Raw genomic sequence first — 25,127 nt, forward strand, 5'->3', positions numbered from 1 at the left:
TGGTTTCCCCAACCCGCGACCCGACTCCGCGGCGTCATCAAGGAGTTCACGCAGTCCCGCTACGCCACACTCCTCTTGGTCGATCCCCCACCCGCCCGGAACCGGGCCGGCTCAGCATGCCCGGAACACCGACTGGCTGAACAAGGCGCTCGCCTCAAGACTGAACAAGGCGCTCGCCTCAAGCCGGCAAGCAGGCCCGTGAACTGGCAGGCCAGTGACCGAATTTGATCACTATTGGTAATCGGGCTGGGACCGTAGGGTCATTGTCTGGCCCGCGGTGCGCGGGAATGTGATGCAGAGAAGGACGGACGAGGGTGACGGTCAAGATCTTCGAGGGCAGCGGCGTCGAGGTGTGCCCGAAGGGCTGGTACGCGGTCTACGAGCACGAGGACTTCAACGCCAAGGAGCGCGGTCGCGTCCTACTGGCCGACCAAACACTGGGTGATGTGCGGGCGTTCGGCTTTGACGGCCGTGTCCTGTCAGTGGTGAACCACACCGAACAGAGCCTGGCCCTGCACGTCGAGGCCGGCTTCAAGGGCTTCGCCGCCCAGGTAGGACCCCGTGACGAGCTTGGGTCCCTCGCGGAGAAGGACACGCGGGAGATCGACGACCTCGGCGCCATCGTGGGCGCCTCCCGCACCACCCTGGGCCCGGTGTTGAGGAACGGGACGGCCTCCATCCGTCTCTTCCCGCACGGCTCGGACGCCGCACAGGTGCAAGGGAACAGGCTGCCCGTCGAGGAAGGCACCTACATCCTCGCCAATATCGGCAGCGGCAAGGTGTTGGACATCCTGGGCAAGGAGAACGAGAGCGGGGCGAACGTCGGCCAGTACACCCGGCACGGCGGCCCCAACCAGCAGTGGACGTTCAAGGCCGTACGGCGCGCCGGCCGCCAGTCCCCGTGGGACGTCACCGGCGAGTACGAAATCACCTCCAAGGCCAGCGGTATGTCCCTCGACGTCGACAAGGCCGGCCTACAGGACACCGCCAACATCCAGCAGTGGACGAGGAACGGCAGCACCAACCAGCGCTGGTGGGTCACCCCCCTCGGCGACGGCGTCTTCGTGATCAGCAACGTTCCCAGCGGCAAGACCGTGGACGTCGCCGGCATGTCGATGGACAACAGCGCGAACGTGCAGCAGTACACCTTCAACGACACCGACGCACAGAAATGGCGCCTGGAGCGCATCTGACGGCCGCGGCCTGAAGGCCCCTCAGGAACCCCAAGCAGGCCCTGCACACCGCAGGGCCTGCCAGCCATCACAGGCACGTCACACCCTCGCCGTGATGCCCCGCGTGCCCCATGAGAATCCGAGGAAGGACTGTCACCCACCGGCGCGCGAATCTATTCGCTCGCGGACTTCAACCCATGCCCGCTGGATGGCCGCAAGAGCGTGCGGCCTGGCCGCAGCCAGCATGTCGATCAGCCGGGAGAAGGTCGGTCGGAGGCCACCGGCCCGGACACGGCGGGCTCGGCCCTCAGCCAGAGAGACACACAGCTCGCATCGATGGCGACACCTCGGGAGAACTCCCTGTCAATGAGGCGAATTTCAGTCTGATGCCCGCACCGTGCCGAGACTGGTGGTCGGGCCGCCCCGACACGTGCCACAGTGCAACGTCCACTGACCCCAGGACACGTGAAAGCGAGGCACCATGACGACCAACGAAGGAACCGTTGCCAACGGCTGCGAGTGCGGCCCCGGTTGTAGCTGTGGCTGCCAGCAGGGCGGCCCCTGCCAGTGCGGTGGGAGCTGCGGCTAGAAAGGGTCAACTGGAGCCCCTGGACGGCGTGTCTGGGGGCTCCGGTGCGCTGAAGCACGGCCGACCAGCACTCAGGCGGAGCCACTCCGAACACCCCCGCCGGAAACGAGCGGCGCCCCGGCCAACGGCTTCGCCCGCCGCCCCCAGGACGCAATGCGCCACGCGACGACTGGGCGGCATGACGCCAAGGCCCGGGCCCCGGCGGCCCCACATGACGCTTTCCGGGGAAACGCCGATTGCGCCCGCCTGTTCATGCCGTCTACTACAGGTCAGGTATCGGTGCTCAGAGAGCAAGGGCCGCCACGATCGTGACACTGCCCGCCTGTCCCAGGCGCCGTCCTACATGCGGACGACGATCATGCCGTTCTGCCTGTTCGTCAGCATCGACAGCAGCGCCACGCCCAGGCCCGCAACGGCGAGTCCGCCGACGGCGAGAACCATGGTGTTCTGGCGGCGCCGTTCGAGGTCTTCTGCCTCAAGAGTGAGTGCCGGGTCGGGTGCTGGGGCCGCGGACGGTTTCGGGGGCTGGGTGCTCACCAGTGGTCCTTTGCTGCGGAGGAAGGGGTGGCGGGGGGACGCGACCAGTTCGGGGCCTGGCCACTGGGGATCCCGGCGCTCTGATTCGGGTTGTACGGAGGTGCCACGTAGTGGCCGATGACCGTATTGCGGCGGTTTTCCAGCGCCTGGAAAACCGAGATGCCAGCCATGAGCAGCGAGGCGGCCGTCGAAAGCAGCATCAGCTGGTGGGTGCTGAGCGTAGGAAGAGCGAAATAGGCGTGTAGTCCCTGCCGACGTGGCCTCACATTTCCTGAGGGCGGGCGATCCGACGCGGCGGGGCCCTGAAGGCCAGTGGGCTCGGACGGGGTCTGTGGAGCCGATACAGGAGGTACTCCGCCCTGGTCGGCTTCCCCGTTGTCGTGGCCGCTACCGTCGCGCACTCGGTTCATATTTCGCAAATTACTGCACATAAGCACGGCACGCTCGTCCAGCAAAGCAACGCGTTGGCCGGGGACCGCCACCGCGAGCCTGCGCTACCTGTCGGCTCGTCTGCAGAACTGCCGCCGGGAACGCGGCACTCGATGGCGCCGGCTGCCCGCCGGACGGCAGGCGCTGCTCGCCCTCGCGCACCCGCGCCTCGGCCATGCATATGCCCAGCTCGCAGCCGGCTCCGGCGTCGGCACTACCACTGCCTACAGGTACATCGTCGAGGCCGTCGAGATCCTGGCCTCCCACAAGGGTGCCTTCCGGCATGCCTTCGCACCTGCAGGCAGGCACGCACATGGCACTCGGTCGGCGGGAATCTGAGTACGCGCACTCATGCGGCCGGCCCCCGTCGCAGCGCAAGCTGGCTGCGGAGGTTCGCAGATGACGGAAACCGTGCGGGCCCGGTGGCGCCGGGTCCGTGGGAAGTGCGGCCGAGCAGGCGGGTTGCTACTGGCGTTCGCGTTGGTGGGGCTGACCATGGCGTGCTCCCGCGAGCCGTCGAAGAAGGCACTGCACGCGCGGGCCATGTCGCCGGCGGCGGAGTCCCGCAGGGCGGAGGAGGAACGGAAGATGCGCGCCCTGATCGCGCGCCTGGCCGCCGTCCCGGGCCTGGAGCACGTGCTCACACACTTCACCGACTCCTGCACCCGGCCCTACAACGGCTCGATCTTCGAGAACAACCGATCCCCGCACGTCCTCCGGTGCGACATGCAGGCCGTCGCCTACTTCGGTGTTCAGGGGGACATCGCCGACGTGTTGCGCCGCATCCGAGCGGCCGACATCGCCGCCTGGGGACCGCAGGACAGCGCGGGGCGGGACGTACCGCACGCGGCAGGCACCGTGACCTACGCGCTCGACTACCTGCGCCGTCACGGCCGCCACCCGGACGGCAGGACGATGCCAGCACCGACGCTCAAGGCTCCCGGGCTCCAACTCGACTGGGACTCGCCCGACACTCCACTCCCCCACCGGGTCAACGAACCCACCCCGTGCCCCACCATCGACCTCGGCGAGATCCACCAGCGCTGCACCACACACCCGGAGTCCCCGACGAGCCTGACGGCCGCCCGGACCCGCTACGGCACCATCCTCTCCCTCAACCTCGGAGGCTGGGGCTCCTCCGCGTCCGAGTACTTCACCGTCCCGCGCGGGAAGTAACGGCGCCCCCTCCCGGTAGCCGCGCCCCAGCCCCGGCCCCGGCCCCACGGTGCCTGGCTCGGCACACAACTTGGTACTGCCACCAGGCTCATCCCCCGCCAATGGAACGGGCGTTGACCACACCCCAACCCTCCAGGGCCGGGGACGGGGACGCAGGCAGGGACAGGAACAGGCGATGGGCCGGACCCGTCGAGGTCGGGGCCGATGAGGAGGCCGCGGACCGGCGCACCGCCAGCTGGTCCGGGCAGGCAACCGGCTATGTCGGTCCGCTCCCCGGCTCAACCGTACGGCGCGCAGCAGTTCCCGCACGATGCCCGCATTATCCATCGCCCAACCGGTATGGGGTTCCAGGGTGTTGGGGGCGGCGCGGTGTTCGAGGTTCGACCAACGCGCGCCGTCGGCATTCCGGGTCGCGCGGGAGGCGCGGCCCCGGACGAGGAGGCGCGCGAAGTCCGCGCGGTCGCCCTGCTCGGCCATCCGGTCACAGGCCAGCGCCAGCACGCCAGCGGTGTCGCAGCATTGGCTGGCTGTTGTTGTCCCCGAAGCCGAGCCGCAGGCGACGCGGTAGGCCGGAGTGGGTCACGGTGTGTCAACAGCGATCGGCGAGCGCCTGCCAGGCAGGGTCGTCGAGGACGTCCCGGAGCGGCCGCAAGACTTGAACGCCGCCGGTCGGGCCGTGGCACCAACCCTCGGCGCCAGTGGCGAGTTTGACGGGGCCCGCTGCGCGATCGGCTCGGTGAACATGCGGACGTCGACGGCACCGCCGCTACAGCGCAAAGCCGAGCGCTTGCCCGTCTTCACCAGCATCGCCCGCACCCTCATCTGCTGCCGCAGACCGGCCAATTGAGACGGCCTCGTTAGGCATACTATTCCGGCAGAAGCAGTACAGATATGGAGCGTTTTCGTTGACTGTCGGAACTCTCACCAAGCGCGCGGTCGCCCTCGCGGGTGGCACCCTGCTCGCCCTCTCCCCCCTCACCGCTCAGGCCGCGACACCCGCGCCCGCCCAGCCCGAACCGCAGCCGGCCCTCGCCGCCAAGGGCGCGACGTTGGTGGACGACACCAGCGGCGACACGCTCTTCGGCAAGGACGCGGACGCGGTCCGCCCGATAGCCAGCACGGCGAAGATCATGGCCGCATCCCTGGTGCTCGACACCGCGGGCGCCGACCTCGACCGCCAGGTCCCCGTGAAGCAGGAGTACCGGGACTACGTCACCGAGCACGGCTCCAGCACCGCGGACCTGCAGACCGGTGACAAGATGACGGTGCGTCAACTGCTGTACGCGACCCTCCTCCCCTCGGGCGCCGACGCCGCCTACGCGCTCGCCGACGCCTTCGGCACCGGCGCCACCAGCGCCGAGCGCACCACATCGTTCATCGCGAAGATGAACACGAAGGCCGGTGAACTCCACCTGCCCCACACGAAGTTCACCTCCTTCGACGGAGGCGGCTCCGACTCCAGCACCCCCACCGAGCTGGCCGAGTTGGCCCAGCACGCGATGAAGAACGACATCTTCCGCACCGTGGTCAAGACCAAGCAGTACAAGGGCGAAGCGCCCGCTGCCAACGGCCGCACCCGCTACTACACCTGGACCAACACCAACCGCCTCCTCGACTCCTACGACGGCGCCATCGGCATCAAGACCGGTACCACCACCCCGGCCGGCGACTGCCTGGTCTTCGCGGCCACTCGCGGCGGCAAGACCCTCGTCGGCACCGTGCTGAACAGCACCGACCGCTACGCCGACGCGACGAAGCTGCTGGACTACGGATTCGGTTCGAGCTCCGCGAAGGGCACGAAGCCGCGCGCCCTCCCGGCGAACGCTCAGCGCGACTGATCCGGCCACGACGCCGCAGGGCGTGCGGCCACCACCACGGCGGCCGCACGCTCCAAGTCAGCCTGCGCCTCAGCCCTTGCCGAGGGTGTCCGTGAACGCGTACGGCGACTGCGAGACACCGCTGCACACCGGCGAGGACGCCGGCTTCATGCTCCGCGCGGCCGCCATGCCCGCCTTGGCCGACGGAGCCGCGGCATCCGGTGCCTTGGCGGCCGCGGTACATGCCTGGTCGCGGCTCACGGACCAGTAGGACATCCGCCCGACCCCGTTGCTCGCCGCCCAACTCGCCACCGATGCGGCGTTGTCCAGGCTGAAGGTGGAGCCGTCGTCGTTCACACCGATCATCGGCGTGATGCCGAGGTTGGCGTAGGTGTAGCTGGGGTCCACGGACTGCATCTGCGCCAGGGTGGCCTTGCCCGCACTGATCGCGGCCGCGCCCATGTCTGCGCCGGTGCCCTGCCCGTAATCCATCGTCATGACGTTGACGTTGTCCAGCTTCACGCCGGCCGCGTTGGCGGCCTTCAGCACGTTGACGCCGTCGCCGGTCAGCCCGTCGGGCAACACCGGCAGCGTCACCGAGACGGTCAGCCCGGAGTTCTTCGCCTTCAGGTCCTTGATGGCGGTCATCTGCCGGGCCACGCCCGCGGTGTCCGCGACGGCCGCACCCTCGATGTCGAAATCCAGGGAGTTGGCGCCGTAGGCGGTGATCTCCTGCTGGTAGCCCTCGTCGATCTTCCCCTGGTCGGTGCAGGTGAACGCCAGCGGCTCACCGCCCGCTCCCCCGGAGGAGATGATGACGCTGGCACCCTCGCTCTTGGCCTTGGCGATCACGGGGTCGACGTTCGGATCGCTACCGACGGGGAGCGTGTCACCCCAGACATTGTTGCAACCGGTGCCGATGGTGAACGCGGCGGTGTAGGTCTTCACGCCGTGATCCGTGATGGCCGCGTCGAGCTTGCCTACGCCGGAGTTGCTCATGTCCACGTACGGGGCGAACTGCCCCGCCGCGTCGAGGCGGGTCACCGGTCGGAGCGGCTGCGGGTGCGCGGTGCTCGCGCTGGCGGCGGTGATTCCTACCGCGCACAAGGCTCCGGCGGCGGCCGCGGCCAGGGCAATGCGGGTCGACTTCCTCATCAGCGTCCGGTCCTTCCGTGGGGGGAGGGGGAAGAGCATGACCGTTCACCGACAACAGTTGGACTAGACCAAGGCCGCCGTCAAGAGCCCAGCGGTCCCCAACCGCCCTGTCTTTGAACCTTCTTGGGCCGCTCCTGAAGCCCGCCTTGCCATCCAGCCTGCCGGCCCATCAGGCATCCCACCGCACACGATCTCCCAACCCACACGGTGCGATGTCCCCGTCGAATTCCGTCGCCAACACCCGCCGGATGTCGAGAACCTGCGAGCCGCACCCGCTGCCTAGGCGACGGCACCGCGCCCTGATCTCATGCCGAGGAACCCACCGGAACCCGGCGGAACTCACCAGAACCCAACGGAACTCGGCGGTCCACCGCTGCGCCGAGAGCGTCCCGCCAAGGCGATCACGCCGAACGAAGGAAGGAAACGCGCATGGGCAACGTGCTGCTGGTCCACGGAGCGTGGAGCGACGGCTCGATCTGGCGGGAGGTCGTCGGCGACCTGCACGACCGGGGACATCACGTGCTGGCCGTCCAACTGCCGATGACCTCGCTCGCGGACGACATCGCCTGGACCCGCAGGCACATCGATGCGCTGACCGGCCCGGTCACGCTGGTCGGCCACTCCTACGGCGGCACCGTCATCTCCGGCGCGGCGTACGACGATCCCCGGATCAGCTCGCTGGTCTTCGTGGCCGGCTACGCGCCCGACGAGGGCGAGACCATCCCCATGCTCAGCGACAAGGGCGCCAAGATGCCCGGCCGCACGGCCATCCACTTCGACCCGGACGGCTGGTCAACCCTCAACCCCGAGCAGTTCGGCAACGCACTCGCGCACGACCTGCCGCCCCGCGTAGCCCGAACCCTCGCCGCCGTCCAGAAGCCCACCCACGGAACCTGCCTGGCGACCCCGGCACCCCCGGCCGCCTGGCACGCCCTCCCCTGCGGCTACGTCCTCTCGACCGACGACCGCATGCTCGACCCTGGCCTCCAACAATGGTTCGCCACCCGTACCCAAGCCACCCGCACCGAACTCCCCACCAGCCACCTCTCCCCCCTCACCCACCACGAGGCAGTAGCCACCGCCATCACCCGGATGTTGCCCGCGAAGACGCCTCGCCGTTAGGGTCCGTCGTGAAAGTGCTGGTCACAGCCACTCGTTGAGGACTGCGACCAGCACGGTCGTCTCGTGGCGGACCGCGAGCTTGTCATACCTCGTGGCTACAGCCTGGTGGCGCTTGAGGCGGTTGATCCCGCACTCGACCGCGTGCCGCTGCTTGTAGTCGTCCTTGTCGAACTTGGGCGGCCGTCCGCCTCGCGATGAGCCCGCCGGGCGGTTCCATCTGGAGATCCCCCTTTTCGCCGCCCCAGCCGCGTGTTGGTGGGCCCGGCAGACCGTGGAGTCGATGTTCACGTCCCAGGTGATCAGGCCCTTGGCATCCGCCTCGGCCTGCAGCTGAGTGACGATCCGGGCCCAAGTGCAATCGCGCTGCCAGCGCCGAAACAGGTCATAGACCCGGTCCCACGGCCCGTAGCGTTCCGGCACGTCACGCCAGGGAGCACCCGTCCGGGTCCGCCACCGTATGCCGTCTATCAGCTGCCGCCGCGTCCATACCGGCGGACGGCCCGACTTGATGCCCCGTGGCAACAGCGGCTCAAGTCGGGCCCACTGGCCGCTCGTCAGATCCCCACGTCCCACAGGACGCGATCCTCAACGATAAAGATCAACTTTCGCAAACAGACCCTGGTCGACCTACGCGGTTGTGGCGATGCCGCCGTCGACGGGGATCACGGCGCCTGTTAGGTATGCGCCTGCCCGGCTGGCGAGGAACACGGCGACACCCGCCATGTCGTCGTCGCGGCCGATCCGGCGCAGTGGGGCCGACGCCGCGATCGCCTCGCCGAACTCATCGAGGGTTGCCGCCATCATCGTCGACGGGAACGGTCCCGGCGCCACGGCGTTCACGGTGACGTGCTGCGGTCCTAGTTCCCTGGCGAGCACTCTGGTGAGTTGATGCAGTGCGGCCTTGCTGCTGGAGTACGAGTAGTTGGGCCGCTGGGGGATGTGGATGGCGGCGATGCTGCCGATGTTGATGATCCGCGCGGGATCGTCGGCGGTGCCCGCCCTGCGAAGTGCGGGCAGCAGCGCCTGGACCAGCCAGAACGGCGACTTCAAGTTGAGGTCGACGACCGTGTCCCAGGCCGCGTCTGGGAACGTCGCCAGCGGCTCGTCCCACATGGCGCCCGCGTTGTTGACGAGGATGTCGAGATGCTCCGAGTCGGCGGTGACGAGGTCGGACAGTCGCCGACACTCGTCGTGGCGGGACAGGTCGGCGGAGATGGCCCGCACCTCACCGAATTTGGACAGCTGTTCCTGCGCCTGAGCGCACGCTTCTGCGTTGCGTGAGCTGATGACCACGCGGACGCCCGCCTGGAGAAGGCCACGCGCGATCATCATTCCGATGCCTCGGGTACCACCGGTGACGAGCGCGCGCTTTCCGCGCAGATCGAAAAGTTCTGCATGCGTTGAGAATTGGTTGTCTACCACTTGCCGCTTTCCAGTTGGTCGTGCGGGATGATGCGTCGACGCGTTGGGTGTTCGGTTCAGCTGTCTCAACGCTATGGCCTTGGAGTGCACTCCAAGCAAGCGGATCAGGGTCTCCCGACGGACCGCGTGCGCAACCGCCGTAGGCGATTCCGAGCTCAGCATGCGGTCGCACCTCCCCCAACGGTCGGTCGTCTCAACTCGTCATCGGCTCACCATCACCTCACCTCTGCCTTGGCCGCTTCTGCGGCGATGTGTGGTGGGGCCGCACCGCGGACGGCGTGCCACGCCTCGTGTATGTGGTGGTCTTGGGTGCGGGTGCCTCCGGTGGCGAGGCGGAGGAAGATGACGCCGTTGTGTTCGGAGTGGGTGAGGAAGGTGGTGCCGTTGGCGTTGATGGTCTGGAGGAGGTTGCGGTTGTCGGCTTCGGAGCCGTTGAGGCGGAAGGTCACCAGGCCCAGGGTGGGTGGGGCGAGCAGGGTGAAGCGGTCGTCGGCGCCGAGCAGTTCGGCGAAGAGTTGGGCGTGGCGGACGCCGGTGCGGATGTGGGTGCGCAGTCCTTCGGCTCCGTACCAGCGGACCACGGACCAGAGTTTCAGCGCGCGGAAGCGACGGCCCAGGGGGATCTGCCAGTGCCGGTAGTCGGTCACCCGGCCCGATTCCGAGGCGGCGTTGCGCAGGTATTCGGGGAGCACGCTCAGGGCGCCGACGAGGGCTTCGGGGTCGGTCACCCACAGCAGGTCGCAATCGAAGTTGGTCAGCAGCCACTTGTGCGGGTTGGTGCAGTACGAATCGGCGTAATGCACACCGTCGTTGACCCAGCGCAGCTCGTCGCAGACCGCGGCCACGCCGGCGTAGGCGGCGTCGACGTGGAGCCAGACCCCGTAGCCGCGGCAGATCGGGCCGATGTCCTCCAGGGGGTCGAAGGAGAGGTGGGAGGTGGTGCCACGGGTGGCGACCACCATGAGCGGGGTGAGACCGGCGGCCAGGTCGGACCGGATGCGGGATTCCAGGTCGGCGTGGTCCATGGCGCCGTTGGCGTCGGTGGCCACCTCGCAGACGGCGCGCAGTCCCAGTCCGGCGATGACGGCTGCCTTGGCGGCCGCGGAGTGTGTCTGGCGGGTCAAGTAGACGCGGTAGCGGCGTTCGCTGGTGCCGTTCTCGCGGGTGCGGCCCGCACTGGCGCGGTGCAGGGCGGTGAGCAGCGCGACCAGTACGGCGCTGGAGGCGGTGTCCTGGATGACGCCCTTGCCGCGGAAGCCGTCGGGCAGTCCGAGCAGGTGCACGAACCAGTCCAGCATCTGCTGTTCGACCTCGGTGCAGGCGGGGCTGGTGCTCCAGTTCATGCCTTGGACGCCCAGACCGGCGGAGAGCAGTTCGGCCAGGACGGCGGGGCCGGAGGCGTTGGCGGGGAAGTAGCCGAAGAATCGGGGGTGTTGCCAGTGCATCAGGCCCGGGAGCACGATCCGTTCGAGGTCGGCGAGGAGTGCCGGGAAGCCCTCGCCGTGCTCGGGCGGGGTCGCCGGTAGTTGGGCCCGGATGCTGCCCGGTTCGACGGGTGGAGCGACCGGTAGGTCCTCCAGGTGTTGCCAGTAGTCGGCGATCCAGTCGATGGTCTGGTGGCCCAGGGCGCGGAAGGTGTCATGGTCCATGTGAGGGGTGTGGGTGGTGTGGGGGGACTGCGCGTCGGTGGGCTTCACAGCAGCGGCTCCTTCAGGTGGCGGGCCAGGTAGCGGATGCCGTCGGTGCCGCCGGTGCCGGGCACATCGCCGATGGTCTTCTTCGCGACGCCGAGGTGGGTACGTTTCCACCGCGCCCACTGGCCGTTGACCGCGTCGACGGCCAGGCGTACGTCCTCGGCCGCGGCCCGGTCGTGCGTCTCCAGGCGGTCGGTGGCGCGGGCGAGCGCGGTGGAAAGCGAGGGGGTGTGGGGCGGGGCCGTCTCCAGGTCGACCGCGGCCAGGGGTTCGGGGCGGAGGGCGGCCTCGCCGCGGCAGCGTCGCTCCAGGCGCGCGAAGCCGGGTGACTGGAGGGCACCGGTGCCTGTGGTGGCCGCGCGGATCGCGGCGAACTGGGCGGGGTCGATGATGGCGACCAGGCGGAAGACGTGCTGGGCGCGGGCGAGGTTGGCGGCGGTGGCGTGCAGCGACGCGGTCAGGGCAGCGGTGTCGGGGGTGGGGACCAGGGCCTGTTGGTGGGCCTGGGCGGTGTGGAACGCGGCCTGTTCGGCGAGGAGTTCCATGATCTGCACGCTGCGCAGGAACAGGGGCTCGTCCGGCTGTGCCGTCGCCACCGGCAGGGACGACTCCACCAGCAGCTCCAGCGGTTCCGGGAGTCCGGCGCCGCCCGCGGACAGCAGTCGGTTGCAGCGGTGCATGGCCTGTGCGATGCCGGTGTGCCGGGGCCTGGTGTCGGCGTCCGCCCAGCCGTGGTGTGCGTCCAGGTGGCGCGCGAGGTGGGTGGCCGCGGTGGAGCGGAAGCGGCGTTCGCCGAGGCGTTCCTCGCGGGCGGCCCGTCGCAGTTCGTGCCGGACCAGGTCCGCGGTGAGCAGTGCGGACAGTTGGGCGGCGCGTTGGGGAAAGTCGCCCAGGCGGGACCACTGGCCGAACAGGGCGGTCATGGTGTAGGCGCCGTAGGAGGGTGCCTTGCGCAGGGAGCTGGTCAGGCAGGTCAGCCAGGCCGTGGTGGCCCATTCCAAGGTGCCTGGTTCGAGGGGGCGGCTGCGGGCCCAGTCCCAGGCGTCGAGGAGCCGCGACTGAAGTCCGCCGGGCAGCGCCGTGGTGCCGTGAGCCCGTATGACGCGGGTGACCGGGCGGTGCGGGAACGGTCCGGGTGGGCCCTTGCGGATGCGCTGGAGCCAGGCGTCAACTGCCCGTTCCGCGTGGTCGGTCGGGGTCGTCATCGATGGGGTTTCTCCATACGGGGAACATGGGTGGGCCGTCGGGAAGGTGCAGCGTCCGGGTGTTGCGGAATCCGTGACGGAGCATCAAGCGTGCGCCGCGCCAGGTACTGGCCTCGGCGTAGGTGCCGACGCGGTCGCGGTCAGCCAGCGCGGTGAGGCGGGAGAGCATCCGTCCGCCCAGGCCGGAGTCCTGGTGGGCGCTGCGCACGCCGTAGAACAGCAGGTAGTAGTGGGGGGCGTGCGGATGGTGTTCGTCCAGTCGGTTGCGCATCTCGCCCTCCCGGCCGCGGGCGGGGTCGTCGGAGAGTTGGGCGTTCGGAGGCAGGGCGAGCATCGCGGCGGTGCCCGGGGACAGTTCGACGATCCCGCCGGCCGCGTGGACGCGGCCGGCGACGCCCGAGAAGAAGCGGGTGAGGGCTGCCGTTCCGTCCGGGAAGACCCACTGGGTCGGCGGATCGGCGGCGAACGCCTCGGCGAGGATGGCGGCGACCTCGGGGAGGTCGCGGGCCGTGGCGGTCCGGAAGGCGGTCATGTGCGGCGGTACAGACGGCCCTCGGACCAGATGGCGGGTACGCGCCCCCACGCCGCGGCCGAGGCCACGTCGGGGAAGAAGCCGCGGCCCTTGTGGTTGGCGCTGGTGTTGCAGAGCAGCGGGATGCCCGAGAGCTTCTCGTAGGCGGTCAACAGCTCGTGCACGAAGGGCGATTGGCGATCGTTGACGGTCTGGAGGCGCGCGGTGCCGTCGAGGTGTACGACGGCGGGGACCTTGGCCTCCCAGCCGACCCGGGTGTCGTGGTCGAAGAGCATGTGGGGGTCGGGCGTGCCCGGGGCGAACAGTTCCGGCGCCCGGTGTTCCAGGCATACCGGGGCGACCGGCCGGTACTCCTCACGGTCCTTGATGCGGTTGAGGTGTTCCTTCATGCCGGCGTCGGTGGCCGGGGCGAAGATGCTGCGGTGCCCCAGGGCGCGCGGGCCCAGCTCGGCCCGGCCGGTGAGCACGACGACGGGCGCGCCGGTGTCATGGAGTTCGCGGGCAAGTCCGTTGACGTCGCAGGCGGTTGAGGTCCATCCCGGCGGGTCGTCCAGCGCCGGCCGTAGGCGGGGGCCCTGGTAGACCGACCAGTCGAGGACGGCTCGGCCGCTGGTCCGCGCCCATTCGGTGGCGGCGGCTCCGAGGGCGGCCCCGGAGTCGTTGGGGAACGGTGGCACCCACACCTCCTCGAACAGGCCGGAGGAGCGCAGCAGGTTGTTCCACTTGATGTTCAGTGCGCAGCCGCCGGCCAGGCACAGGCGGGGCGGCAGGTCACGGCCGCGCACGGCGGCGCCGAGGGCGGCGTGCAGTCGACGGCCCACATAGCCCTGGAAGGTGGCGATGAGGTCCGCGTCCGTGGCGTCGGGCCAGGGGGATGCGTCGCCGTGCTTGAGCGCGTGGGCGAGGTCGTCCCCCATCGTGAACGACAGTTCCATGGCGTCGAGTTGCTCGGTGAGGACGGTGTCGAAGCCCGGGTCGTCCGTGCCGAGGGCGGCGTACGCCATGGCCTTACCGGCCACGTCGAGGTTACGGGGCATCAACTGCGGGTCTTGGGCGGCGGGTTGGTGGGAGCCGCGGAACGGTGGGAGGGCGGCGCAGAAGTCCGCGAAGATGCTGCCGTACAAGGGGAACAGCTCCCCCAGGCGCGTGACGCGGAGGGGTTGGGGTTCCACCCGGTACAGGACGGGAGTCATGCCGCCGTCCCACACCAGGACCAGTGCGTCCTGTCCGCGCCGGGCGAAGGGGCTGGTGGTGTAGGAACCCATCAGGTGTTGGGTGCTGTGGTGGTAGCCGCTGTAGGCGTGCCTGGCGGAGCCGAGCGGGAGCCCGATGAAGTCGCGCCGGGCCAGTACCTCGGCGCCGGGCAGGTCCTGGTAGGCGGCCACCGGCAGTACCACGGGGCGCCCCTGGTGGGAGACGTGCAGCAGCGGATTCCGCTGGTCCTGGCCCTGCGGGGCGAACCAGCCGTCCACCACGAACCGGTCGATGTCGCCGAGGGCGACCCCTTCCCTGGCGAGGACGTCCTCGGCCCGCTCCAGTCGGTCCAGCGGTTGGAATCGCCGACTGTTGTCCAGCTTCTCCATCTCCACGGAGAAGCGGAGCCTGCCGTCCTCGACGAGGGCCAGTCCGCCGTCGTGGGTGAGTTTCAGTCCGCAGATCAGCATGTCCCTAGCCTTCGCCCCGGGTCAGGACCCAGGTCTCGTAGTGGGTGGCGTCGGTGGTGGGGCGCTCGGTGTAGTTGTCGAACACCTCTGCCCGGGCGAAGCCTGCGGCGCGTGCCTGGGCGCGGACGGTGTCGTGGTCGAACGCGTACAACCGGTGCACCTCGCGGGTGCCGGCGTAGGTGTCCGCCGCGCCGTGGCGGGTGAACTGGGTGTAGTGCAGATCGCAGTAGGGGGTGTCGGGTTCGCTGGTGAAGTTCCAGATGAAGGCCAGGTCATCCTGATCGGCGGCCCACTTGCGGTTGCCCCAGTGCCCCTTGAGCAGTGCGGCGGTCTCGATGTCGAAGACGAACGTCGCGCCTAGCGGCAGTATCTCGGCGACGGAGCGCAGGGTCTCGCCCAACGACCGTGCGTCGGGCTGGTAGTTGAGGGCGGCCGCGGTGCACACCACGGCGTCCGCGGCGGTCGGCAGCCGTGCGGGCAGTTCCAACCGCCGGAAGTCGGCGGCCCGACCGACCCGGTTCTTCGCCAGCGCCAGCATGGTCTCGGAGCGGTCCAGGGCGATGACCTCGTAGCCGCGGCCCACCAGTTGTTCGGTCATCAGCCCGGTGCCGCAGCACAGTTCCAGCACCCGGTGCACGCGCTGTCCGCGGGCGGCCCAGAGGCGTTCGATGAAGTCCGCCATCCGCGTCCGGGGCGACTCTCCCCACTGGGCTATCGCGTAGTCGACGAGCCGGTCGTACACGTCGGCGGTCGCCGCGTAGGGCTCGGGCGTGCCGGCGTCCTGGTGTGGCTGTCCCTGCATCATGTGCGGTGTCTGTCCTTCCGTCAGTTGCGGGTGAGGGCCCAGGTGTCGTAGAGCGTGGTCGCGTGGGCGGGGGCGTTGGTGTAGTTGTCGAACACCTCGGCGCGGGCGAAGCCGGCCCGCTCGGCGCTGCGCCGCACCAGCGGGTGGTCCAGGACGTACAGGCGGTGCTTCTCGCTCGTTCGCGCGTAGGTGGCACCCGCACCCTCACCACGGCGCAGGAACTGGGTGTAGAAGGCGTCGCTGTAGCGCTCGTCGGAGTTGGTGAACTCCCAGATGAAGGCGAAGTCGCCCTGGTCCGCGGCCCATACGCGATGCCCCGCGTGTTCGGTGACCATGTGGCGGGACAGCACGTCGAAGACGAAGACGCCGCCGGGGCGCAGGACGCGGTGCACGGCCCGGAAGACCTCGGTCAGCTCCTCCTCGCCGGCGGTGTAGCTCAACCCCGAACCGGTGGAACTCACCGCGTCGACGGACGCCTCGGGCAGCGGGAGATCGGGCAACTGCGCCTGGATGAGCGGGATGTGCTTGCCGAGGCGCTGTCGGGCGAGGGCGAGCATCTGCGGGGACTGGTCGAGCCCGGTGACCGCGTAGCCGGCCCGGGCGAGGTCGTGCAGCACGCTGCCGGTGCCGCAGCACAGGTCCACCACGTCCCGCACGTCGCCGTCGCGCCGCGCCCACTGCTCGCGGAGGAACGCGACCCGTTCGGGGACCGGCTTCTCGTGCCAGTTCGCGATGATCCAGTCGTCCAGTCGGTCGTAGATTTCGGCGATGGCCCGGTACATCGGGGCATGCGCATCGGTTGCCATGCGGGGTCCTTTGCTGTGTGGGTCAGGCGAACGCGGCGGTCAACGCCCGTACCGCGTGCTGCCGTAGGGCGGCGGCGCGGGGGGCCACGCCGTCCAGGTGGAGTGCGCAGTGGACGAGTCCCGGACACCGCACGAGGGTGGTCGGCACGCCGGCGGCGGCCATCCGCGCCGCGTATGCCTCGCCCTCGTCGCGCAGCGGGTCGTACTCGACGGTGAGGACGGTGGCCGGCGGCAGCCCGGCGAGGTCCGGGGCGAGGGCCGGGGCGGCCCGCCACGGCGCGTCGTCCAACGGGCCTTCGGGCCGGCCCAGGTACGTGCGCCAGCACGCCTCCATCATCGCCGCGGTGTTCTGGTAACCGGTGGCGAACTCCCGGTACGACGGGGCGTTCCGCCGCGGGTCCAGCGCCGGATTGATCAGGAGTTGGTGGGCGGGGGACGCCACCGAACCGCGGGCTTCCAGGGCGACGGCGGCGGCGAGGGCCCCTCCCGCGCTGTCCCCGGCGACCGCCAACCGGGCGGGGTCGCACCCGAGCACGGCGGCGTTCTCGTGGGCCCAGGCGGTGACGGCCCGGGCGTCGTCCAGCCCTGCCGGGAAGGGGTGTTCGGGCGAGAGCCGGTAGTCGACGTTGAGCACCGCCACCCCGGCCTCCACCGCCAGGGCCCGCAGCGGCGGATCCATGTAGGCGATGCTGCCGGCCGTCCAACCGCCACCGTGGAAGTACACGACGAGCGGGAGTCGGGTGCCTGGCCGCGGATGGTAGAGCCGGTACGGCACCTCACTCGTGCCGTGCACGGCCGTACCGTCGGTCACCCGGGCGACGGCGGGCGGCGGGGCGCAGAAGGCGACCATGCCCTCGACCGCGGTACGCAGGGTATCGGGGGTCATCGGCTGCGGAACCTCAGTCGCGTTGAGCACGTCGAGGAAGCGTTCTTTGATGCGGGGGTCGAGCACGGGGAGCGGGCCCTTTCCTCGTGAACGGCACGGACGCCCTCGGCCTCGCCGTTGAGTCGGCCGGATCGCCCGTAACTGCTCTGCTGGAATGGCGAGTTGAGGATTAGTCCAGGTGGGATGCGCGGGTCAGGAGGTTGCCGGCGATGCGCCGGGTGCACCGGTCCAGGGCGTCGCCCCGACCGGCTAACGCACGGAATCCGGTGGGCTGTTGGAGCAGTTCCACCGCTCGCAGCCGGTCTAGGTTGTCGAGCTCACCGATCCGGGCCCGCAGCTCGGAGGCACCGAAGAGGCCCTCGGGGCGCAGCAGTTCGGGCCCCTGTGCCGGGAATCCACCCGCGCCGGCCAGGTCCAGGTAGGGAGCGCCGTGCGGCCCGTAAATGCGATCGGCGGCCACCCAGTCGGCCGCTCCGTCCAACAGTCGCGGCAGATCACCGAACCGCAGGGTGTGCACCACGGGATTGAGGTAGGCGTCCGCGTCGAAGACGTCCTGCTCGGCCTGGTCCAGCGCGGTGCCGGCCCAGGCACCGGGCATGCCGTAGGCGTCGAGCGAGAGGGAGAGCCCCAGCGCCCTGACGACGTCCAGTCCCGTGGCGTCCTCGTGGGCGCCCATCAGACGGACCAGTTCGCGGTCGCGCATGCGTTGCGCCTCGCCGATGGCGTTGTACAGCCATACGTGCAGCAACCCGTCGTCGGCCAGGTGGTCGCCGAGCCACTGGAGCCCGGCCCGGGGGTCCGGAAGGTGATGGACGACGCCGTAGCTATAGATGAATTCAAAACGGTCAGCCAGCGCGGGGCCCGATATCGCGCCGTCGATGAATTCCACATTACCGACCCCATGCCGCCGGGCCAGCCGTTGCGCGATTTCGCGTGAGGCGTCGCACGGTTCGAGCCCCACAAAGCGCACGTTGGGATATGCGCGCGCCAGCCCGATCAGGGTGTGCCCGGTGCCACACCCCGCATCGAGCACCGACCAACCGTCGGCCAGGCCACCCTCGATGACCAGTGGAAGCTCGCTCCCCACGACATCGATCAGCGGCCTCTCAACCCCTGGCGAGGGGAATGGAAAAGTCTCATAAAGGCGACGCGTTGCGCTGGCGGCCATGCCGTCCCTTCCCTGAAATTCCGATGTCACATTCGGCGGGCCCGAGGGGCAACAGCATGCTTCTCCCGTCCCTCGGGGCGCCATGCAGTCCCGAGACCCATTGGCTTCTTTTGCGCGCCCGCACGGGGCTTTTTGTGGCCACACCGAAGAACGTGGAGTCCTCAACCATCTCCGCAACATCCGTGTCCGGACGGCTAGTTGACGGGGCCTCACGCCCTTCCGGCATCGGCCCGACGTGGCGTGAAGTCGTTGCGGCCGCAGACGAGAGAATCCGCAGAACTGGCCGAAGTCGCTTCTCAACGCCCAACGAACGCCACCCGGCTTCGTGCACCACGCCATGAGCGGGACACCGGGATGGCAGGACACCGCATGCCTGCCGGTTCATCGCCGACCGACCTCGCCCGAGGCGCAACACGATGCGCGAGACGGGCGTGGCGTATCGCTCCGGCGCGGCTTACCGTCGGCAGCATGGCTACTTCGACTCCCGCCCCCGCCCCGAACGCAACCTCAACCGCAACCGCGTCCGCTGAGGCTTTCTGGGCGGACGCCGACCGTCATCTGGTGCGCTATGGCAGCCCGTTCACCCGCGAGATCATCGACCGCGCCGCCGGGAGTTTCCTCTACACCGCGGACGGCCGGAGGATCCTCGACTTCACCTCCGGCCAGATGAGCGCGATCCTGGGCCACTCGCACCCGAAGATCGTCGAGACCGTGCAACGCCAGATCGCCACCCTCGACCACCTCTACAGCGGCATGCTCAGCCGACCGGTGGTCGACCTCGCCCGCCGACTGACCGCCACGCTGCCGGCCCCGTTGGACAAGGCGTTGCTGCTGACGACCGGCGCCGAGTCCAATGAGGCCGCCCTCCGGATGGCCAAGTTGGTCACCGGCCGACACGAGATCGTCTCGTTCGCGCGGTCCTGGCACGGCATGACGCAGGCCGCCGCGTCCGCCACCTACAGCACGGGCCGCAAGGGCTACGGCCCGACCGCGCCGGGCAACTTCGCCATCCCGGTGCCGAACGCGTACCGCCCCGACTTCACCACACCCGACGGCACCCTGGACTGGCGCCGCCAACTGGACTTCGCCTTCGACCTGATAGACGCGCAGTCGACCGGCAGCCTGGCCGCGTGCCTGGTCGAACCGATCCTCAGCTCGGGCGGGATCATCGAGCCGCCGGAGGGGTACTTCGCGGCACTGAAGGAGAAGTGCCGGCAACGCGGCATGCTGCTGATCTTCGACGAGGCCCAGACCGGCCTGTGCCGCACCGGCACCTGGTACGCGTTCGAGCGTGACGGCGTCGTCCCCGACCTCCTCACGGTGTCCAAGACGCTCGGCGCCGGACTTCCCCTGGCGGCCGTGATCACCAGCGCCGAGATCGAACAGGCGGCGCATGACCGCGGGTTCCTGTTCTTCACCACGCACGTCGCCGACCCGCTGGTGGCGGCGGTCGGCAACGCCGTCCTCGACGTTCTGATCGACGACGAGCTCGACGAACGGGCGCGGTCGCTCGGCGCGTTCCTCCGCCAGGGTCTGACCGACATCGCCGACCGACACACCGTCGTCGGCGACATCCGCGGCCGGGGCCTGCTGGCCGGCATCGAACTCGTCGTGGACCGGGAGACGAAGCAGAGCTGGGACGAACTGGGTGCACAAGTCACTCAGCGCTGCCTCGAACTCGGTCTGCACATGAACATCGTCCAACTGCCCGGCATGGGCGGGGTCTTCCGGATCGCACCGCCACTGACCGCCACCGAGGAGGAGCTGTCGCTCGGCCTGAACATCCTGGACCAGGCGATCGGCGACGCCTGCGCCGCCTTGTGAGCACATCGGCGCCTTGCAGTTCCGGTGTGCGGTAGGTGGTGTGCGGTAGGCAGCGGACGAGGCTCAACACACCAATATCTACCCGTTGTTGGCGCCTTTCGCTCCAGGTGACGTGAGTGCGGCGTCCGCGGCATCGAGGATCTTGCCGAAGACATGGGCGACGACCGGCTTGGCCAGGACGCGGGTCAGCGCGGCGCCGACGACGGGAAGAGGGACCTCAAAGGCGGTGGTCCAGACGACGAGAGTGCCGCCGGGCACTTCGGTGAAGGTCATCCGGCCCAGCTCGTGCCGGGCCGGCGGAAAGCTGCGTTCGACGACGTAGTCGAAGTCGTACGGCGGGTGGTAGACGGTGATCCGCTCGCGGAACCAACCGATCAACCACGTGTGCACCCGCACCGCGCCCACCCCATAGGGCGCACCCTGGCCCGGCCGCGCCAACCGCGCCTTGAGGACGAACGGTGTGCGGGCGTAGTTGGTCGTCGTGGCGCACCAACTGAACACCTCTGCGATCGGCGCTGCGACAACCCGTCGCACGGTCAAGGTATCCATGCCGTTCCCGTCCCTCCTACTGGCCAGCCGGCGCGGAACAACCACCGCGCCCAGAGCACCGGCATGCCGCCCGTGTTCGCCAACCAGACGCCGCAGCCCCCACAACCGTGACACCACCCCGGACGACTGTGACGTACGCCACCGCACCCCCAACTCCCCCGTGGGCCAAACCCCTTACCAACTGCCGCGTCCTCTGCCGTTGCCTCTCGTACCCGCATGCTGTCGTCCATGAGTCGTACGACGCCGAACGCACGGGGTTCCGGTGCCGGCTCGTCAGCCAGGTAGCGCCCAGTGCACTCGCCTCGACGGCCCGCTCTCACGAGCACCCATTCATGCCTCTTCCCGGGCCCACGCAGGCCCGGGAAGAGGGGTGACTCACTGGTACAGCACGATCGAGTTGACCGGGGTGAGGTCGGCCCACCAGCCGTTCTGCGGTGCCATGTCGCTGTAGCAGTTGCCGGTGCCGTTGTAGCCCGTGCACAGCTTGGCGTGGGCGCCGCCGTACTGGTTGTTGAGGACCCAGTGGTACCCGTACTGGTTGTTGAGGTTGTGCGCGCCGTAACTCCAGAAGGTCAGGCTCGGCGCGACAGCCGGGTCCTCACCCTGCGGGTAGACGCAGACCGCGCCGTCCGGGCATCCGGCCCAGGAACTGGCGGGTGCGGCACTGGCTGCACCGATCGTGAGCACGGCCGCCGCGGCGGTGCCGGCCGCGAGGGCAGCGGCGCGTCGAAGCATGGTTCGCATGAAAGTCCCCTCCCTGGTGGCGCCGACCGAGCGTCGATCGCTCGGCCGGCTGGCTCCTCAGCATCGTGGAACGGCCCCGCCTCCCCCAGTGCGGAATCAGACATTACTGCCGCAAGTCTGTCCTTCTGGCGAGACTTCTGGCGTTCCCGGCATGCCCGATGTAATGCCCTATGCACCGCGACAACCGCGACAGTACGGACCCCACCCCCACACTTCACCCACTCCACCCTCGGCCTACGCAACGCCGCCTCGACGTCGAGACCAGCCCAACTCCCTGACCGCGGCGACGAATTCGCGGCCTTCGGAGCGCGCGACCAGCCTGACGCCGGGCCACTCTGCGCCAGGCTCGGCATCTCGCTCCCGCCCCAAAGTCCTGAGGCGCCCGTGGACGAACGCGCCGTTGGTGGGGTTGTGGTCACGTCATTCCCGTTCAACCACCCTCAAGTCGAGGGCGGTCGCGCCCCATTGCCCTTGCCCGGCCATTTGCGCATCCTTGCTGGCATGCACTTCTCCATCAACATCCCCAACTTCGGCGACTTCGCCGACCCCCGCAACGTCGCGACCGTTGCGGCCGCCGCCGAACAAGCCGGCTGGGACGGGCTCTTCGTCTGGGACCACGTACTGCACCGGCAGCACCAAGGTCGCCCTTTCGGAGATCCCTGGATGCTGCTGACCGCAGCCGCGCTGGCGACCTCCCGTATCCGGCTCGGCACACTGCTGACGCCCGTCCCCCGCTACCATCCGCAGCAACTCGCCCGTCAGGTAGCTACGTTGGACCAACTCAGCCACGGCCGGGCGACCTTCGCCGCCGGCCTGGGCGGTCCCATCGACGACGAATACCGCAGCTTCGGCGACACCGCCGCACCGCGCCTCCTCGCCGAGCGGTTGGACGAGGGACTGGACCTACTGCGGAGCTTCTGGACCGGCGATCCGGTGAACCACCGCGGTCGGCACTACGAGGTCCATGACGTGACGCTGCTGCCTGCGACCGCGCAGCAGCCCCATCCCCCCGTGTGGATTGGCGGATTCTGGCCGCATCGCGCGCCCATGCGGCGTGCGGCACGGTGGGACGGCGCGGTGCCACTGTTCGAGACGGCCCGACACGGGCACGTGCCCGACGTGGCGGAGGTACGTGAACTGGTCGACTACGTGCGCAAGTGCCGCCCGGCCACGGCCGAGCGCCCCTTCGAGTTCGTGATCGGCGGCGCCACCCCCTCGGACGCGGCCAAGGCCAGGGATGTGATCGGTCCGCTACACGAGGCCGGCGCCACCTGGTGGGACGAACGCCAGATCCAGACCGGCCCCGACCTGGACCGCCTCCCCCCAGTGCTACGCCGCATCGAGGCAGGGCCGCCTGCGCTCTGAATCGTCGTTCGCCACCCCCGTTGGCACGCGCCGGGCCGAGTCGAGCCGTGTCGAGTCGAGTCGGGCCGCATCGGGCCGATACCAGCCCGAAGTCCCATCCCTACTCGGAGAGTTGGACAGGTTGGACAGGTTGGACGTGCTGGACGTGCTGGACGAGGACACTCGCTGGCGCAGCCCCTCCTGGACCTACGATGCGGCCATGGCACTCACGTACGCATGGCGCGGCGATTTCGACAACGAGGCCGTCAACGCGCTCCACGGGGAGGCTTTCGGCCACGCTCCGACACCGATCGACTGGCAGACACAACTACACCGTCACAGCCTCGGTTGGGTCTGCGCCCGAGAAGGCGACAGGCTCGTGGGATTCGTCAACGTCGCCTGGGACGGCGGCGTCCATGCCTTCGTCCTCGACGCGATGGTCGCCCGGGACCTGCGCAAGGCCGGTGTCGGAACCGAACTCGTGGCGACCGCGGCCCGCAACGCCCGCGCGGCGGACTGCGCATGGCTCCACGTCGACTTCGAGGAGCACCTACGCCCCTTCTACTTCACCGCCTGCGGCTTCACTTCCACCAACGCGGGACTCATCGCCCTGCGTTGAAGGCATTTCCCGGCGTCTCCCAGCGCCGGCAGGGTCACCACAACGTTGAGCTTCGCAGAGCCACAGAGACCCCGGCATCCACACGAATCGCTCAAGACACTGCCTCTCCCCTACGATGTCCGCCAGAATCTCCGCTGGCAGGAAGGTAGTTGTCATGACCGAGGGCTTTTCCGGCGTGGACCAGTCGAAGCCGAGCATCGCCCGGGTCTACGACTATCTCCTGGGCGGCAAGGACAACTACGACGTGGACCGCGTCATAGGAGACAAGTTCACCCGCGACCTGCCCGGTTCGGTGGCCATCGCGCACGCCAACCGGCAGAACCTCGTCCGTGCCGTGCGGGAGCTCGCGTTGGCGGGCATCGAGCAGTTCATCGACATGGGCAGCGGGCTGCCGACGGCGGACAACGTCCACCAGGTCGCCCAGCGCCACGTCCCCGACGCCCGCGTGGTCTACATCGACAACGACCCCATCGTCCTGGCCCACGGCCGCGCCCTGCTTGAGGACAACCAACACACCCGCGTCATCCAGGCCGACGTCCGCGACCCACACAGCATCCGGGAACACCCGGACACCATCGACCTGATCGACTTCGACCGGCCCGTGGCGGTGATCCACAGCGCCATCCTGCACCACATCAACGACGACGAGGACCCCCGCTCCATCGTCAACTACTGGCAGCGGCAGGTCCCGTCCGACAGCTACTTCTTCATCTCCCACTTCCGCAGCGGCGGCAACCCCGAGACCGCCGAGGCCGAGGCGGTGCTCCAGGCCACCTTCGGCCGCGGCCGGTGGCGCACCGACCAGGAGATCCGCGACCTCTTCGGCGACCTGGAAGTCCTGCAACCGGGGATCGTCCCCAGCTCCCTGTGGCGGCCGGACACGGCGGAGGGAGTCACCCGCATCGGACCGGCAGAGCGCGACCTGACGGTCTGGGAGCGGCTGATCGTAGGGGGCCTGGCCCGCAAGCCGTAAGCGAGGCAGGACGCGCCGGGCGCAGGTGCGCAGTCCGTCGAGCGCCCGTCGACGGCACACGGTCCGCGGGCCATGAGCCACGTGGCATGGCCGGCCTCACCACACACCGGGCACAAGCCTGCGGGTCCGGGCGGCGTACGCCCCGTACTCCTCGCCCAGCGCGTCGAGCAACATCCGTTCCTCGACGCGTATCCGGTATCCCAGTGCGAGCAGACAACATGCGGCGATCACCAGCGCGGACGCCACGTTGTCCGTCAGAAGTGCGAGATCCATGCCGGCGATCAGGATCCCGGTGTAGGCGGGATGCCGCACCCATCGGTACGGGCCCGTGGTGACGACCTGATGGTCCTGCTGGATGTGCACGGTGCCGCGGAAGAAACGCCCCAGCGTGACGATGGCCCACAACCGGAACCCCAACGCGGCCCAGGCCACGAGCAGCACCGCCATCTCCACACCCAGTGCGCGCGTTGAGTACGACAGACCGGGCAACGCGTGCCGGATCGGCGCCGCCAACACGACCCCACCGCCGATCAGCACCACGAAGACCAGAAGGCTGATCCACTCCGTTCGCTCGGTTCGTTCGCTGCGGACGCGCTGCCGTATTTGGAGCAGGACTTCGGCCGCCGCCCAGAGCCAGATGGTGATGATGAGTGCGGTGTTCATCACGTGGTGCATCGCAGTACCCCCCAACCGTTCCAAACTTCCGTACCCCGCCAGGGATTCGCACCATCTCACCATCGCACCGAACCCAGGTGGAGCGGCTCAACTCATGGGTGGAGCCCGGGTGGAGAAACGGGCCACATCGCCCTGGCCACGCCCGTAACTCCGTCCGGTTCAACACCCAGATCAGCACACCAGGTTGAGAAAATTCCACCCGCCCGAACCACGATCTTCC

Annotated in this window: 25 protein-coding genes and 1 pseudogene; 10 read left to right on the forward strand and 16 right to left on the reverse strand. The window is 69.2% G+C overall.

The features are described 5' to 3' along the window. The first annotated feature begins 314 nt into the window (after nucleotides 1–314). Nucleotides 315–1,193, forward strand: a complete 879-nt coding sequence (locus PV796_RS02860) for an RICIN domain-containing protein (protein ID WP_274911213.1) — start codon at nucleotides 315–317, stop codon at nucleotides 1,191–1,193. Nucleotides 1,194–2,100: 907 nt separating this feature from the next. Here PV796_RS02860 and PV796_RS02870 read toward each other — a convergent pair. Both PV796_RS02870 and PV796_RS02875 read right to left on the reverse strand, forming a co-directional pair. Continuing rightward, nucleotides 2,101–2,298, reverse strand: a complete 198-nt coding sequence (locus PV796_RS02870; protein ID WP_274911214.1) for a hypothetical protein — start codon at nucleotides 2,296–2,298, stop codon at nucleotides 2,101–2,103. Next, nucleotides 2,295–2,498: a hypothetical protein gene (locus tag PV796_RS02875; RefSeq protein WP_274911215.1), complete on the reverse strand. Its 204-nt coding sequence runs from the start codon at nucleotides 2,496–2,498 to the stop codon at nucleotides 2,295–2,297. Before PV796_RS02875 ends, PV796_RS02870 begins: the two co-directional genes overlap by 4 nt. A gap of 229 nt (nucleotides 2,499–2,727) precedes the next feature. Between PV796_RS02875 and PV796_RS02880 the strand changes: the two are divergent. The 4 genes and pseudogenes from PV796_RS02880 to PV796_RS02895 all read left to right on the forward strand — a co-directional run. After that, nucleotides 2,728–2,991: pseudogene (locus PV796_RS02880) on the forward strand (transposase family protein); the annotation flags it as partial. A gap of 135 nt (nucleotides 2,992–3,126) precedes the next feature. After that, on the forward strand, nucleotides 3,127–3,903 hold the full coding sequence (locus PV796_RS02885; RefSeq protein ID WP_274911216.1) for a hypothetical protein: 777 nt from the start codon (nucleotides 3,127–3,129) through the stop codon (nucleotides 3,901–3,903). Nucleotides 3,904–4,489: 586 nt separating this feature from the next. Beyond that, nucleotides 4,490–4,750 (forward strand): hypothetical protein, encoded by a 261-nt coding sequence (locus PV796_RS02890; RefSeq protein ID WP_274911217.1) that lies wholly within the window; start codon nucleotides 4,490–4,492, stop codon nucleotides 4,748–4,750. Between the two features lie 58 nt (nucleotides 4,751–4,808). Continuing rightward, nucleotides 4,809–5,741, forward strand: coding sequence for a D-alanyl-D-alanine carboxypeptidase family protein (locus tag PV796_RS02895; RefSeq protein WP_274911218.1), 933 nt, complete (start codon nucleotides 4,809–4,811; stop codon nucleotides 5,739–5,741). Nucleotides 5,742–5,810: 69 nt separating this feature from the next. On the opposite strand, the gene PV796_RS02900 is transcribed toward PV796_RS02895, so the two are convergent. Then, nucleotides 5,811–6,875: a chitinase gene (locus PV796_RS02900; RefSeq protein WP_274911220.1), complete on the reverse strand. Its 1,065-nt coding sequence runs from the start codon at nucleotides 6,873–6,875 to the stop codon at nucleotides 5,811–5,813. A 429-nt stretch (nucleotides 6,876–7,304) separates the two neighbouring features. Here PV796_RS02900 and PV796_RS02905 point away from each other — a divergent pair, with 429 nt between their 5' ends. Beyond that, nucleotides 7,305–7,997: an alpha/beta fold hydrolase gene (locus PV796_RS02905; RefSeq protein WP_274911222.1), complete on the forward strand. Its 693-nt coding sequence runs from the start codon at nucleotides 7,305–7,307 to the stop codon at nucleotides 7,995–7,997. A gap of 21 nt (nucleotides 7,998–8,018) precedes the next feature. Here the strand turns inward: PV796_RS02905 and PV796_RS02910 are convergent, their stop codons facing one another. The 10 genes from PV796_RS02910 to PV796_RS02955 form a co-directional block, all read right to left on the reverse strand. Beyond that, on the reverse strand, nucleotides 8,019–8,570 hold the full coding sequence (locus PV796_RS02910) for an IS5 family transposase (protein ID WP_274911223.1): 552 nt from the start codon (nucleotides 8,568–8,570) through the stop codon (nucleotides 8,019–8,021). 54 nt (nucleotides 8,571–8,624) lie between these two features. After that, the gene (locus PV796_RS02915) at nucleotides 8,625–9,419 is read right to left on the reverse strand and encodes an SDR family oxidoreductase (RefSeq protein WP_274918833.1); all 795 of its coding nucleotides are present in this window, start codon (nucleotides 9,417–9,419) and stop codon (nucleotides 8,625–8,627) included. Nucleotides 9,420–9,634: 215 nt separating this feature from the next. After that, nucleotides 9,635–11,116, reverse strand: coding sequence for a pyridoxal phosphate-dependent decarboxylase family protein (locus PV796_RS02920; protein ID WP_274911224.1), 1,482 nt, complete (start codon nucleotides 11,114–11,116; stop codon nucleotides 9,635–9,637). Further along, entirely contained in the window at nucleotides 11,113–12,318 is a 1,206-nt protein-coding gene (locus tag PV796_RS02925) for a hypothetical protein (protein WP_274911226.1), read from the reverse strand. Before PV796_RS02925 ends, PV796_RS02920 begins: the two co-directional genes overlap by 4 nt. Beyond that, nucleotides 12,281–12,850 (reverse strand): GNAT family N-acetyltransferase, encoded by a 570-nt coding sequence (locus PV796_RS02930; RefSeq protein ID WP_274911227.1) that lies wholly within the window; start codon nucleotides 12,848–12,850, stop codon nucleotides 12,281–12,283. Before PV796_RS02930 ends, PV796_RS02925 begins: the two co-directional genes overlap by 38 nt. Further along, nucleotides 12,847–14,514 (reverse strand): carbamoyltransferase N-terminal domain-containing protein, encoded by a 1,668-nt coding sequence (locus PV796_RS02935; protein ID WP_274911228.1) that lies wholly within the window; start codon nucleotides 14,512–14,514, stop codon nucleotides 12,847–12,849. The genes PV796_RS02930 and PV796_RS02935 overlap by 4 nt, the downstream gene beginning before the upstream one ends. Before the next feature lie 4 nt (nucleotides 14,515–14,518). After that, the gene (locus PV796_RS02940; protein WP_274911229.1) at nucleotides 14,519–15,319 is read right to left on the reverse strand and encodes a class I SAM-dependent DNA methyltransferase; all 801 of its coding nucleotides are present in this window, start codon (nucleotides 15,317–15,319) and stop codon (nucleotides 14,519–14,521) included. A 20-nt stretch (nucleotides 15,320–15,339) separates the two neighbouring features. Next, nucleotides 15,340–16,125, reverse strand: coding sequence for a class I SAM-dependent methyltransferase (locus tag PV796_RS02945; RefSeq protein ID WP_274911230.1), 786 nt, complete (start codon nucleotides 16,123–16,125; stop codon nucleotides 15,340–15,342). A 22-nt stretch (nucleotides 16,126–16,147) separates the two neighbouring features. Further along, entirely contained in the window at nucleotides 16,148–17,077 is a 930-nt protein-coding gene (locus tag PV796_RS02950; protein WP_274911231.1) for an alpha/beta hydrolase, read from the reverse strand. 103 nt (nucleotides 17,078–17,180) lie between these two features. Continuing rightward, nucleotides 17,181–18,098 (reverse strand): class I SAM-dependent methyltransferase, encoded by a 918-nt coding sequence (locus tag PV796_RS02955; protein ID WP_274911232.1) that lies wholly within the window; start codon nucleotides 18,096–18,098, stop codon nucleotides 17,181–17,183. A gap of 549 nt (nucleotides 18,099–18,647) precedes the next feature. Here PV796_RS02955 and PV796_RS02960 point away from each other — a divergent pair. Then, nucleotides 18,648–20,003 carry an aspartate aminotransferase family protein gene (locus PV796_RS02960; RefSeq protein ID WP_274911233.1) on the forward strand — a complete coding sequence of 452 codons (1,356 nt, stop codon included), beginning with the start codon at nucleotides 18,648–18,650 and terminating at the stop codon, nucleotides 20,001–20,003. A 78-nt stretch (nucleotides 20,004–20,081) separates the two neighbouring features. Here PV796_RS02960 and PV796_RS02965 read toward each other — a convergent pair whose 3' ends face one another. Together PV796_RS02965 and PV796_RS02970 are read right to left on the reverse strand one after the other, a co-directional pair. After that, the gene (locus tag PV796_RS02965; RefSeq protein WP_274911234.1) at nucleotides 20,082–20,552 is read right to left on the reverse strand and encodes an SRPBCC family protein; all 471 of its coding nucleotides are present in this window, start codon (nucleotides 20,550–20,552) and stop codon (nucleotides 20,082–20,084) included. A gap of 375 nt (nucleotides 20,553–20,927) precedes the next feature. Next, a complete protein-coding gene (locus PV796_RS02970; protein WP_274911235.1) occupies nucleotides 20,928–21,296 on the reverse strand; it encodes a hypothetical protein in 369 nt (122 codons plus the stop codon). Between the two features lie 501 nt (nucleotides 21,297–21,797). Between PV796_RS02970 and PV796_RS02975 the strand changes: the two genes are divergently transcribed. The 3 genes from PV796_RS02975 (at nucleotide 21,798) to PV796_RS02985 (ending at nucleotide 24,232) form a co-directional block, all read left to right on the forward strand. Beyond that, nucleotides 21,798–22,661: an LLM class flavin-dependent oxidoreductase gene (locus PV796_RS02975; RefSeq protein ID WP_274911236.1), complete on the forward strand. Its 864-nt coding sequence runs from the start codon at nucleotides 21,798–21,800 to the stop codon at nucleotides 22,659–22,661. 199 nt (nucleotides 22,662–22,860) lie between these two features. Further along, entirely contained in the window at nucleotides 22,861–23,259 is a 399-nt protein-coding gene (locus tag PV796_RS02980) for a GNAT family N-acetyltransferase (RefSeq protein ID WP_274911237.1), read from the forward strand. 154 nt (nucleotides 23,260–23,413) lie between these two features. Next, nucleotides 23,414–24,232, forward strand: coding sequence for an SAM-dependent methyltransferase (locus PV796_RS02985; RefSeq protein ID WP_274911238.1), 819 nt, complete (start codon nucleotides 23,414–23,416; stop codon nucleotides 24,230–24,232). Nucleotides 24,233–24,328: 96 nt separating this feature from the next. Here the strand turns inward: PV796_RS02985 and PV796_RS02990 are convergent, their stop codons facing one another. After that, nucleotides 24,329–24,895: a methyltransferase family protein gene (locus PV796_RS02990; RefSeq protein ID WP_274911239.1), complete on the reverse strand. Its 567-nt coding sequence runs from the start codon at nucleotides 24,893–24,895 to the stop codon at nucleotides 24,329–24,331. Between the last annotated feature and the right edge of the window lie 232 nt (nucleotides 24,896–25,127).

The sequence above is a fragment of the Streptomyces sp. WZ-12 genome (assembly GCF_028898845.1).
In the GTDB taxonomy this organism is placed as follows: domain Bacteria; phylum Actinomycetota; class Actinomycetes; order Streptomycetales; family Streptomycetaceae; genus Streptomyces.

Coding starts and splice junctions, on each gene's coding strand:
- PV796_RS02875 (WP_274911215.1), bottom strand. CDS start 2,498: ATGCTGCTTTCGACGGCCGCCTCGCTGCTCATGGCTGGCATCTCGGTT.
- PV796_RS02885 (WP_274911216.1), top strand. CDS start 3,127: ATGACGGAAACCGTGCGGGCCCGGTGGCGCCGGGTCCGTGGGAAGTGC.
- PV796_RS02900 (WP_274911220.1), bottom strand. CDS start 6,875: ATGAGGAAGTCGACCCGCATTGCCCTGGCCGCGGCCGCCGCCGGAGCC.
- PV796_RS02905 (WP_274911222.1), top strand. CDS start 7,305: ATGGGCAACGTGCTGCTGGTCCACGGAGCGTGGAGCGACGGCTCGATC.
- PV796_RS02925 (WP_274911226.1), bottom strand. CDS start 12,318: ATGACGACCCCGACCGACCACGCGGAACGGGCAGTTGACGCCTGGCTC.
- PV796_RS02930 (WP_274911227.1), bottom strand. CDS start 12,850: ATGACCGCCTTCCGGACCGCCACGGCCCGCGACCTCCCCGAGGTCGCC.
- PV796_RS02935 (WP_274911228.1), bottom strand. CDS start 14,514: ATGCTGATCTGCGGACTGAAACTCACCCACGACGGCGGACTGGCCCTC.
- PV796_RS02940 (WP_274911229.1), bottom strand. CDS start 15,319: ATGATGCAGGGACAGCCACACCAGGACGCCGGCACGCCCGAGCCCTAC.
- PV796_RS02945 (WP_274911230.1), bottom strand. CDS start 16,125: ATGGCAACCGATGCGCATGCCCCGATGTACCGGGCCATCGCCGAAATC.
- PV796_RS02960 (WP_274911233.1), top strand. CDS start 18,648: ATGGCTACTTCGACTCCCGCCCCCGCCCCGAACGCAACCTCAACCGCA.
- PV796_RS02965 (WP_274911234.1), bottom strand. CDS start 20,552: ATGGATACCTTGACCGTGCGACGGGTTGTCGCAGCGCCGATCGCAGAG.
- PV796_RS02970 (WP_274911235.1), bottom strand. CDS start 21,296: ATGCGAACCATGCTTCGACGCGCCGCTGCCCTCGCGGCCGGCACCGCC.
- PV796_RS02975 (WP_274911236.1), top strand. CDS start 21,798: ATGCACTTCTCCATCAACATCCCCAACTTCGGCGACTTCGCCGACCCC.
- PV796_RS02980 (WP_274911237.1), top strand. CDS start 22,861: ATGGCACTCACGTACGCATGGCGCGGCGATTTCGACAACGAGGCCGTC.
- PV796_RS02985 (WP_274911238.1), top strand. CDS start 23,414: ATGACCGAGGGCTTTTCCGGCGTGGACCAGTCGAAGCCGAGCATCGCC.
- PV796_RS02990 (WP_274911239.1), bottom strand. CDS start 24,895: ATGAACACCGCACTCATCATCACCATCTGGCTCTGGGCGGCGGCCGAA.